Source organism: Parvularculales bacterium (genome assembly GCA_036881865.1).
Taxonomy (GTDB): Bacteria; Pseudomonadota; Alphaproteobacteria; order JAPOUT01; family JBAJNM01; genus JBAJNM01.
In genome coordinates this window covers 1-10,920 of the sequence record JBAJNM010000084.1, presented here as the reverse complement: position 1 = coordinate 10,920, position 10,920 = coordinate 1, and the positions used below count along the sequence as shown (strand labels likewise).

General features: G+C 58.4%; 10 protein-coding genes. 6 read left to right on the top strand and 4 right to left on the bottom strand.

Annotated elements, in window-relative coordinates:
* Nucleotides 1-180 precede the first annotated feature (180 nt).
* The 3 genes from V6Z81_11210 to V6Z81_11200 form a co-directional block, all read right to left on the bottom strand.
* Nucleotides 181-1,266 (bottom strand): type IV toxin-antitoxin system AbiEi family antitoxin, encoded by a 1,086-nt coding sequence (locus V6Z81_11210; GenBank protein ID MEG9863035.1) that lies wholly within the window; start codon nt 1,264-1,266, stop codon nt 181-183.
* Between the two features lie 243 nt (nt 1,267-1,509).
* A complete protein-coding gene (locus V6Z81_11205; protein MEG9863034.1) occupies nt 1,510-2,721 on the bottom strand; it encodes an MFS transporter in 1,212 nt (403 codons plus the stop codon).
* A 19-nt stretch (nt 2,722-2,740) separates the two neighbouring features.
* Nucleotides 2,741-3,625 (bottom strand): alpha/beta hydrolase, encoded by an 885-nt coding sequence (locus V6Z81_11200; protein MEG9863033.1) that lies wholly within the window; start codon nt 3,623-3,625, stop codon nt 2,741-2,743.
* Between the two features lie 120 nt (nt 3,626-3,745).
* Here V6Z81_11200 and V6Z81_11195 point away from each other — a divergent pair, with 120 nt between their 5' ends.
* From V6Z81_11195 to V6Z81_11175, 5 genes are all read left to right on the top strand, one after another.
* On the top strand, nt 3,746-5,326 hold the full coding sequence (locus tag V6Z81_11195; protein MEG9863032.1) for an ABC transporter substrate-binding protein: 1,581 nt from the start codon (nt 3,746-3,748) through the stop codon (nt 5,324-5,326).
* A gap of 97 nt (nt 5,327-5,423) precedes the next feature.
* On the top strand, nt 5,424-6,398 hold the full coding sequence (locus tag V6Z81_11190; GenBank protein MEG9863031.1) for an ABC transporter permease: 975 nt from the start codon (nt 5,424-5,426) through the stop codon (nt 6,396-6,398).
* Nucleotides 6,398-7,312, top strand: coding sequence for an ABC transporter permease (locus V6Z81_11185; protein ID MEG9863030.1), 915 nt, complete (start codon nt 6,398-6,400; stop codon nt 7,310-7,312). Before V6Z81_11190 ends, V6Z81_11185 begins: the two co-directional genes overlap by 1 nt.
* 9 nt (nt 7,313-7,321) lie before the next feature.
* On the top strand, nt 7,322-8,302 hold the full coding sequence (locus V6Z81_11180; protein MEG9863029.1) for an ABC transporter ATP-binding protein: 981 nt from the start codon (nt 7,322-7,324) through the stop codon (nt 8,300-8,302).
* On the top strand, nt 8,302-9,285 hold the full coding sequence (locus tag V6Z81_11175) for an oligopeptide/dipeptide ABC transporter ATP-binding protein (GenBank protein MEG9863028.1): 984 nt from the start codon (nt 8,302-8,304) through the stop codon (nt 9,283-9,285). The genes V6Z81_11180 and V6Z81_11175 overlap by 1 nt, the downstream gene beginning before the upstream one ends.
* Before the next feature lie 21 nt (nt 9,286-9,306).
* Here V6Z81_11175 and V6Z81_11170 read toward each other — a convergent pair whose 3' ends face one another.
* Nucleotides 9,307-10,587, bottom strand: coding sequence for a Zn-dependent hydrolase (locus V6Z81_11170; protein ID MEG9863027.1), 1,281 nt, complete (start codon nt 10,585-10,587; stop codon nt 9,307-9,309).
* 26 nt (nt 10,588-10,613) lie between these two features.
* Here V6Z81_11170 and V6Z81_11165 point away from each other — a divergent pair, with 26 nt between their 5' ends.
* On the top strand, nt 10,614-10,838 hold the full coding sequence (locus V6Z81_11165; protein ID MEG9863026.1) for a hypothetical protein: 225 nt from the start codon (nt 10,614-10,616) through the stop codon (nt 10,836-10,838).
* The last annotated feature ends 82 nt before the right edge of the window (nt 10,839-10,920 follow it).

Genomic DNA, 10,920 nt, shown 5'->3' with positions numbered 1-10,920 from the left:
GCGGCATATTACTTCCACTGAATAACGCCCGATTGCACCTAACCAATCATCAAAAAGATCAGTGCCACACAAAAGGATAGTATAAAGGCATACCACATGATCTGTTGCATATCCACCTCACGTAATTCCAAAATGAATATCTCAGTAGTGGAACAGATTAAATTATATCCTTTTCATGTGTCAATCGGGATACCTCACCATTAATTTTTCTCTGAGGTAGTCGGCAGCTTCCTTGCCGCGTTCGCCATGCGATGCGAGATCGAGATACGTCTGAATAGGGCTGGTGCAAATAACACCCCCCTTCTGCATGGTACTCTCGTCTAAAATGTCCCTGTCCTTCAATACGACAACATCAACGTTGGCGCCTGACGGGCTGCTTTTCAGATCCAGCGAATCCGCAAGACGATTTAAACCTTTTTTGTCAGCATAGAGCATCGTTTTACTGTAGCGGGCATAGGAGGCCATCCAGTCTGCAGCCGAGAAGGAAGCCAGAGCCATATCCGGCCGACCCTGAATATTCTTCATAGTCTTAATTAAAATGTCAGTCAGGTTTCTGCCGTGGTGTGTCGTGTAATACTCAAGGTATTCACCGGCAGGAGGGGTGTATTCGGCCTGCCACGTGTCCAGTAGCCGGTCGGGATCACACAGAAACAGGCCTTCCTTGCCGGTGCGGGCAAATTCGCGTTCCAGCAGGGATTTACGGATATTGCTGATATGCCCGAGACTGACACCGGCTTCTTCGGCGAGTGGGGCAACACGCCAAATACGGGCGGGGTCCGCCAGCATTTTCTTCAGCACCCGCGCTGATTTGGGTTTGAAAAGGGATTTCAGCTTTTTCCTTTCAGCCTTAGGTTTGGTGGATACCTCACGCTCCAGGTAGACACCGTCCAGAGCGAGATGGACATTTCCTTCCAAATCCAGATAACCGATCCCGTTTTCTTTACAGATTGAACGGGAGGCCGGGGATAAATAGTCGGATACGAGAACCCCTGTGGCGTCAAAGTCCGCGTGCCTAATATAGTCTTTCAACATCAGGGCAGCTTCCCTTGCCTGACTTGGATGGACCTGCCGTTTCACTTCGCCGATAAGCCGATACTTACGGCCTCCAACCCTGACTTCTGCCAGAAAATCGTATCTACGCCCATTGATTGCAGACTCCAGTTCAAACGAGATCCCATCGATAACCGGGATGTCCCGCAACGTGCGATCAAGCAGTTCGGGGCCCTGTTTTTCGCTAAATTCCGCTATTTCTGCTGGTTTCACCATGCAATGATCATATCAGCATCAGTGAATTAATCAAGAAATTTTCACTAAAAATTGGCATTTCACCATTTGGTGAAAATACATGAAATAGTGAAATTTTTCCACCATCTCAAACGCGGCGAGGATGGTCTCCACCCCGGGCAGGCTTCGCTCAGGCAATTCTGATGGCTCAATATGATATCTATGCCAGCGCCGGGGCTACAGATAAGGCTGAGCAATACGCCCGGCCATTTATTAGCAGCCCGTTTACTTTCCGCCCCGAAAAGCCTTGAGCAGCGGGAGCTTTATCAGTGCCAGGGCAGACAGGACGCCACCGGCAACCATGATGATGGCAATGGCCATCTCAATCGGGATCAGATCGCCGAAGAAGCCGATGATGATCCCCCCGCCTGTCAGGCTGCCGAATGAGACGGTTGACCACCAGGTCATGACCCGGGCGCGGTAATTCTCACTCACTTCGAGCTGGATCAGTGTTTGCGCGCCTATGCCGACGACAGTCGCCGTAAAGCCGCTCACCACAAAGACGGCGGCCATCGCCATGAGTTCGGTGGCGTAATAGAGGCTGATGCTGGCGAGCAAACCGATGACCAGCATCGGCCACAGACATTTCAAGATGCCCTCCGGCTTTAACATGCCCACGCCGATCCATCCCGATCCCAACAGGGACCCCAGCCCCGCCGCCGATGTGACAACGGCAAGCGCATAGCTGTCTCCATTGAGGATCTGCCCGACAATGGCGGGCTGGATTTCGAGCACTCCGCGCACAAAGAAACTGTTCAGCCCCACGATACTGAGCGCGGTGAATATAAGCGGCGTCGTCCGCGCCACCCTGCCGCCGTCGATGAATTTCTGCATAAAGCGGCCGGCATTCTGCACGGCGACTTTGCGTTCCTGCAGCCGCAGGACCAGCAGGGCGCAGATCAGCGGCAGATAGCACAGCATCGCGATACCGAAGGTATGTGCCAGGCCAAGGGCAACGATCGCATAGCCGGAAAGGGCCGGGCCGACAATGCGTGACATGTTCCATGAGGCGGAATTCAGGCCGATGGCGCTGGCCAGATAGGGTTTTGTCACAACGATCGAAATGAAGACCAGACGGATGGGGTGATGAACGGCACTCAGCACACCCAGTATGAGTGATGCGATCACAAGGCTGTGGAGTGTGTGCATCTCGTACCATTGCAGGATGAAAATGAAAAAACTGGTGATGGCCATCAGGATTTTCGTGATCAGCATGGCCCGGCGCATATCCCAGTTTTCGGCATAGACCGCGATAAAGGGGCCGATAACCCCTACGGGCGCCATCAGGGCGAGGGAGACAAAACTTGTCCAGAAGGTGGATTCGGTGATCTCCCAGGCCAGCCAGCCCAGCCCCACCTTCTGTATCCATGTGCCGAGCAGGGCTGCGGTGTTTGTCCAGAAGTAAAGAGAGAAGGGCCGTAGCGTAAGAGCGTTCATCAAGAGATCGGGGCCAATATCAGGAGGCGCATTCCGCCTCGTTCAGTGGAGCCAGAAAATTCGATATGATGGCATTGAACCTTGCCGGATCCTCGCAATAGGGCGCATGGCCGACTTCTGGGATCACAAATTGCTCCGCCCCCGGCAACCCCCCGGTGAGTGCTGCGCCGGTCTCGGGCGTAACGACGGTGTCGTTGGCCGCCGTAATCAGGCAGACCGGCATCTTAATGCGGTGGAGGAGCGGGCGGGTATCGAGATGATGCATGGCCCAGCCGCCGCAGCGGATTCCCCCGGCCCGCACTTCGCCGGCGATATCGGCGAGAAAGTCGAAGGTTTCGTTCTCGGCAACCCCCGGCAGCATGGCGCGCACCCGGCGGCTGCCGTATGTCTCATCATCCATTGTGCGGCGTTCTTCAAGGCGTTGCAGGAGCGCATCGCCAAGGGGGGTGTCAGGGGCCTTGGCATATCCCGTATGGGTGCAGGACAGCACGAGGGCGCAGGCGAGCCCGTTATGCGAGGCCGCGAGGACCTGCGCCAGCATGCCGCCCATCGAATGGCCGACAATCACCGCCGGCGGCATGATTGTCGCCCTGATCAGGGCTGCGGCCTCATCGGCGATTTGCGGCATGCCGCCGTCGATGGCATCGGACTGCCCGTATCCGGGGGCATCGAGGGCGAGCAGGGTGCGGTTTGAGAAAAAATCGAACTGGCAGGCCCAGCTGCGGCTGTTGCCGTTGAATCCGTGCAGAAACACCATGGGCATGAGGCCGCCCGGTGTCTGGCCCGGTGTCTGGCCGGCGGTATTGTTCTTTTTGAGGCGATATGAGGTCTTCACCCCTGTTTTGGGGTTGGTGAAGATGCCCTGTCCGGGCAGGTTTTGTTCAATCCGGGCTGCTGAGGTCACAATATATGGACTCCTGAGGAGGTGCGGGACACTAAACCGACAATTTATATGGACAAACAAGGAAAGTTATAACAACATATTTAACCAGACCAGTAAAACATTCATTTATGGGAGGACAGAATGAAGTTCTTACGTTTATTTCTTATTATGCTTGCGGGGTGTGCATTCTCGCTTGCGGCGAGTGCGGAAGAGTTACGCGTCGGCCTTAAATCCGAACCCAGCTCGATTGACCCGCATTATCACAACCTTGGCCCGAACAACGGGTTTGCGAGGCATATTTTCAGCTCTCTCGTCTCCACCGATGAGAACCAGCAGCATCTTCCGGATCTTGCCGTATCCTGGAAGCCGGTCAATGACACCACCTGGGAGTTCAAGCTCCGCAAGGGCGTTAAATGGCATGACGGCAGCACCTTTACGGCTGACGATGTGCTGTTCACCGTCGAGCGGGCGCAGAATGTGCCGAACTCGCCGTCAAGCTTTGTCACCTACCTTAAGGGCAAGACTTTCACCAAGGTTGATGATTACACCATCCACGTGAAGACGGCAGAGCCTTACCCCCTGATGCCCAATGACATGTCGACGGTGCGCATTGTCTCATCGAAGGCCGCAAAGGGCGCATCGACCGAGGACTATAACAGCGGCAAGGCCGCTATCGGCACGGGTCCGTACAAGTTTGTCGAATGGGTGCCTGGTGACCGTGTCGTCATTGAGCGCAATGATAACTATTTCGGCAAGAAAGCGGCGTTTGACAAGGTCACTTTCAAGCCGATCAAAGCCGGTCCGGCCCGTATTTCGGCCCTTCTTGCCGGTGATGTTGACTTCATCGACAGCGTGCCGCCGCTTGATGTGGCCCGCCTTAAGAAGGACAGCAAGGTTGAGTTGAGCAGCGGTCCGTCGAACCGCGTCATCTACCTGCACATGGATCAGTACCGTCCGGACTCACCGCACGTGCATGCCAAGGGCGGCGGGAAGATCAAAAACCCCCTGATGGATGTGCGTGTCCGCAGGGCCATCTCGCATGCCATCAACCGTGATGCGATTGTCGCGCGCGTGATGGAGGGTATTGCCGTGCCGGCCGGCCAGCTCCTGCCCGACGGCTTCCACGGTGTGTCAAAAAAGATGAAGCCAGTGAAATACGACCCTGACCTTGCCAAGAAGCTCATGGCCGAGGCGGGTTACGGCGACGGTTTCAAGATGGTCATCCATGGCCCGAACGACCGGTATATCAATGATGCCAAAATCGCTGAAGCGCTTGCCCAGATGCTGACCCGTGTCGGCATTGACGCCAGTGTCGAGACGATGCCGAAGGCGGTTTATTTCAAGCGCGCCTCAAGGGGCGGCAAGGACGGCTCACCTGAGTTCAGCTTCATGGTGCTGGGCTGGGGTGCCGGTTCGGGCGAGGCCTCCTCCCCGCTCAAGGCCCTGCTCCATACCTTTGATAAGGACAAGGGGATGGGTGCGGCCAACCGCGGACGTCATTCCGACGCCAAGGTTGACGGGCTTATACAAAAGGCGCTGGCAACGGTTGATGCCGATGACAGGGGCAAGTATCTTGCCGAAGCCACGGAAATCGCCGTCGGTGAGAATTACGGCGTTATTCCTTTGCATTATCAGGTGAACACATGGGCGTCCAAGAAGGGCTACAAATACCAGCCGCGCACGGACGAGTTCACCCTGATCATGGGGCTGGGTAAAAACTAATCCCCTGCTTCGCCAGCGTCTATTCTATGCGCAATCCCACACAGCAGACGGCAATGCCGCTGCTGTGTGGGCATATTTGCGTATGAGGATGAGATAAATGACAGCTTTTATTCTCCGCCGCTCACTTCAAAGCCTCATCGTTCTTTTTGTGATGTCACTGCTGGTCTTTAGCGGCGTGAATCTGGTCGGCGATCCCGTTGACATGCTGATCAACCCCGAATCCGACCAGGCGGAGATTGAGCGGGTGATCCGCGATCTTGGTCTTGACAGGCCTGTGAGCGAACAATACTGGTTTTTCCTTGTGAATGCCTTTAAGGGCGAGCTCGGTCGGTCGTTCATTTTCGGCGAGCCGGCGCTCAAGCTGATCATCCAGCGCATGCCGGCGACGATGGAGCTGGCTTTGTTCTCGCTGCTGCTGGCGGTGGTCTTCGGCATCCCGCTCGGCATCTATGCCGGCCTTAAGCCTGAGGCGCGGGTGAGCCGGACGATCATGGCGGGGTCCATACTCGGGTTTTCGATGCCGACATTCTGGGTCGGCATCCTGCTGATCATGTTCTTCTCGGTCTATCTCGGCTGGCTGCCGTCAACGGGGCGGGGCGAGACGGCCACCTATCTTGGCATCACGAGCTCCATCTTCACGCTTGACGGGCTGGCGCATCTGTTCCTGCCGGCCTTCAACCTGGCGCTTTTTAAACTCTCTTCGGTGATCCGCCTCGCCCGGGCGGGGACACGCGAGATCATCCTGCAGGACTATATCAAGTTCGCCCGGGCCAAGGGCGTGCGCGAGGGGCGCATCATCCAGGTGCATTTGCTGAAAAACATCATGATCCCGATTGTCACGGTCATCGGCCTTGAGTTCGGCTCACTGATCGCGTTTTCAACCGTCACCGAGACGGTTTTCGCCTGGCCGGGCATGGGCAAGCTGATCATCGATTCGATCTACAATCTCGACCGGCCGGTGATCGTCGCCTATCTCATGATCATTGTGCTGATATTCGTGACGCTTAATCTCGTGGTGGACATCCTTTACTCTTTCCTTGACCCGCGGGTCCGCATCAGGGGGGCGAAGTGATGGGCAATGCGGCAGACATCACCCCGCCCACCCCGCCGGTGCCGGCATCGGGCTTGCGGAAGTTCTGGTCCGATTTCTCCGAGAGCCGGCTTGCGGTTGCCGCGCTCGGGGTGTTCTCGGTGATTTTGTTTATCGCGCTTTTCGCGCCGTGGATATCGCCGACCGACCCTTATGATCTGGGCAGCGTCGATATCATGAACAGCCGGCTGCCGCCGGGTGCCGAGGATTTTGCCGGCAATGTCTACTGGCTCGGCACCGACGGGGCCGGCCGGGACATGCTGTCGTCGATCTTCTACGGGCTGCGGGTCAGCCTTGGCGTCGGCGCCTTCTCGGGCATTGTCGCGCTGGCCATTGGCGCGACGATCGGGCTCATTGCCGCCTATTTCGGCGGCCGCCTTGAGAGCTTCATCATGCGTATCGTTGATATCCAGCTCAGCTTCCCCGCCATCCTGATGGCGCTGATCATCCTTGCCATTTTCGGCAAGGGGGTTGATAAGACCATCATCGCGCTGGTGCTGGTGCAATGGGCGTATTACGCGCGGACGGCGCGGGCCAGCGCGCTGGTTGAGAAAAACAAGGAGTATGTGGAGGCGGCGCAGTGTCTGGCGCTCAGCAACCGGCGGATCATCCTCAGCCACATCATGCCGAACTGCCTTGCGCCGCTGATTGTGGTGGGCACCCTGCAGACGGCGCATGCCATCTCCCTTGAGGCGACGCTGAGTTTCCTCGGGCTGGGGCTTCCCATCACCGAGCCTTCGCTGGGACTGCTCATCGGCAACGGCTTTGAGTTCATGTATACCGGCGATTTCTGGATCAGCATCTTCCCTGGGGTTGCGCTGCTGATCACGATTGTGTCGATCAACCTTGTCGGCGACCAGCTGCGGGATATTTTCAACCCGCGCCTGCAGAAGTGAGGGGGCGCCATGGCAGAACCCATCCTTCAGATTGACGATCTTAAGACGCATTTTTTCACCAAGGCAGGTGTGGTGAAGGCGGTGGACGGGGTCAGCTTTGATATCCATGCCGGCGAGGTTGTCGGGCTTGTCGGCGAGTCGGGGTCGGGTAAATCAATCACGGGTTTCTCGGTGATGGGGCTCGTGGATGCGCCGGGGCGGATTGTCGGCGGCAGCATCATGTTCAAGGGCGAGAACATCGCCGCCATGAGCACGCAGCAGCTGCAGGATCTCCGGGGCAACCGCATCAGCATGATCTTCCAGGATCCGATGATGACACTCAATCCCGTCCTTCGTGTTGAGACGCAGATGACTGAAGCCATCCAGGCCCATGACAGCGGTGTGAGTGCGGGCGATGCCCGCGCCCGGGCGCGGGATGCGCTGGGGCTTGTGGGCATCTCGGCACCGGAGGAGCGCATGCGCGCCTACCCGCACCAGTTCTCCGGCGGCATGCGCCAGCGCGTCTCCATTGCGATTGCCATGCTGAACAAGCCGGACCTTATTATTGCCGATGAGCCGACAACCGCCCTTGATGTCACCATCCAGGGGCAGGTCATCCATGAGATGCAGCGCCTGTGCAAGGACACGAAAACGGCCCTGCTCTGGATCACCCACGACCTTGCCGTTGTTGCCGGCATTGCCGACCGGATCTGCGTGATGTATGCGGGGCGCGTGGTTGAGCAGGGCACGATCGAGCGCACCATCGTAAGCCCGTTTCACCCTTATACCCGCGGGCTGCTGGGCAGCGTGCCGTCCCAGAACAAACGCGGCAAGCCCCTGCAGCAGATCGACGGGATGGTCCCCTCGCTCCTGAATCTGCCCCGGGGGTGCGCCTTTCAGAACCGCTGCGCGCTCGTCTCCGAGCGCTGCCTTTCCGAGAGCCCGGATGACGTTGATATGGGCGGGGGGCACCTTGTGCGCTGCTTTAACACCGGAGGGGAGATAACGTGATGAAACCCATTCTGAGTGTCTCAAACCTCTCAAAGGACTTCATCAAGCCGCTTGATGTCATCACCAGATTCCTGAATAAGCTGGGGCAGGATTACAGGGAGGAGATCGTCCATGCCGTCGATGATGTCTCCTTTACCGTGCAGCGGGGCGAGGTTGTCGGCATTGTCGGCGAGTCGGGATGCGGGAAGTCGACGCTGGGGCGGATGGTGGCGGGTATCCTGCCGCCGACCGGCGGGACGGTGGACTTTGACACCGCCCAGACAAAAACCGCCGACCGGACGCTGGCCCTGCAGACGCAGATGATTTTCCAGGACCCCTTCTCCTCGCTCAATCCGCGCAAGCGGGTCATTGACATCATCACCGAGGCGCCGATCTTCCACGGGCTGATCCAGCGTAGTCAGAAGGCCGAATTTGCCGGCGAGATGCTGGCGCGGGTGGGGCTTGACCCCGACACCCTGCAGCGCTACCCGCATCAGTTTTCCGGCGGGCAGCGCCAGCGTATCGGCATTGCCCGCGCGCTTGCCGTCTCGCCCGAGCTTTTAGTGTGCGATGAGTCGATTGCCGCCCTTGATGTGTCGATACAGGCGCAGGTGCTCAACCTTTTTGTTAAGCTGCGCGATGACTATGAGCTGACCTATCTGTTCATCAGCCACGACATCGGGGTGATCGAGCATATCTCGGACAGGGTGATCGTGATGTATCTGGGCCGAATCGTTGAGACGGCACCGATCAGCAGTTTCACCAAGAAGCCCAACCATCCCTATACCAAGGCCCTGCTGGCCGGGGTGCCGCGGCTTGAAGTGGGCAGGCGCAAATATGAGCCCATCACCGGCGAGATCCCCTCGCCCCTGGACCCGCCGGGCGGCTGCCACTTCCACCCCCGCTGCCCGTTCGCAACCGAGCGGTGCAAGAGCGAGGTCCCCGGGCTCAGGGAGATTTCCGCCGACCACCTCTCGGCCTGCCATCTCAATGATGAGAAGTGAATAACACCGGCGCTCCCTGAATTAACAGGCACCATTTTCTTCTGCGAGAGCGAGGACGCTGCGCGTGATCACGGCGGCGCCTTTGGCGATGGCATCGGGATCTGCCTCCTCTTCGGGGCAGTGGCTGAGGCCGCCCCTGCAGGGGATGAAGACCATGGCTACCGGCGCGAATCGCGAGAGGTGGGCGCTGTCATGCCCCGCCCCGCTGGCCACATCCATCCCGGCAAGACCCAGCGCTTTGGCCTCTTTGCCAAGGGCGGCCTGAAGCCCGCTGTCCATGGGCGCGCCGGGCGATGTTGCAAGGAGGGTCCGGTCGATCCCGCACCCTTCCCTGCCGGCCTCCCCGAGGGCGGCTGAGAGGCCGGCAAGGAATTCGGCTTTGGCCTCATCGCCCGTCGAGCGCACATCAAGCATCATCTCAACACGGCCGGGGATGATCGTGGGGCCATTGGGCAAAACCTCGATCTTGCCGATGGTGGCGCAGAAATACTCGTTCGAGCGGGCGGCGATAGTGCCTGCGAGGGCACTCACCTTGCGGATGATGCTGGCGGCGGTGACGAGCGCATCCTGCCGCCCCGCCATGGGTGTGGTGCCGCTGTGCCCGGCTGTGCCGTTGACGGCGATGGCATAACGCTCGATCGCGGGCAGGGTTGTGACAATGCCTATATCAGCGCCGGCGTCCTCAAGCGAGCGGGCCTGCTCGATATGCAGCTCGAAGCACGCGCGGATGCCGGCGGCATCGCTGCGGGGGCCCGTCGGCGGGATGCCGCTGCCGCCGCAGGCAGCAATCTCATCGCCGAGGGTGCGACCCCTCTCATCCTTGCGCGCCAGCATCTCGGCATCGATCAGTCCCGCCATGTGGCGGGAACCGAGACAGGATGTCCCCCAGAGGTTGAGTTCCTCGCCGAGGAAGTCGGCGATCTCAAGGGTGAAGGGCAACTCAAGCGATTGCGCGTTGAGGTAATGGACGACTTCCATCGCCGCGATGACGCCGGCGATTCCGTCATAGCGGCCGCCGGCGGGGACGGTGTCGATGTGCGAGCCGATGATGACGACTTGCGGCGATGGGGTCTCAGCCGCTGCGGGGCGGGTGCCGATCAGGTTGCCGCCGGCATCGATATGGCAGTCAAGGCCGAGGTTTTTGAATGATTCGGTGAGCCATTTCCGCGCCGCATGGAACTCATCGCTGAAGATGAGCCGGGTGTAGGGGCGACCGGGTTCGGTGAAACCCGCCAGCTGCTCGATGGCGCGGGCGATGCGCCCGGGGTCGGCATAGTCCCTGTATGTTGCGGAAGCGGTCATGGGCACTCACAATCTCGCAAGGATGCATGGGTCAGGCTCAGCGAAGCCTGACGGAAAAAGGCTTTTCCGCAGGTTTATATCTTTGGAATGGGAAGGTAAAACCAAATATTCAAATATTATCCGGTCGCGCCTACACAAAGGTAGAAGTTGGCGAAATCGAACGTCGGCAGTATGCTGAATTAGATGATTCAGACGAACAATCCCCACGCCATGGTGAATTGATTGATAACTTCCCATGGGTAGAAAGTTAACATAGCTATTAAATTTTCTGTCAACCAAGATTTGAACCAGCTGATGAAATTGACCGGGGGGGGGGGGGGGGGGGGGGGGAGG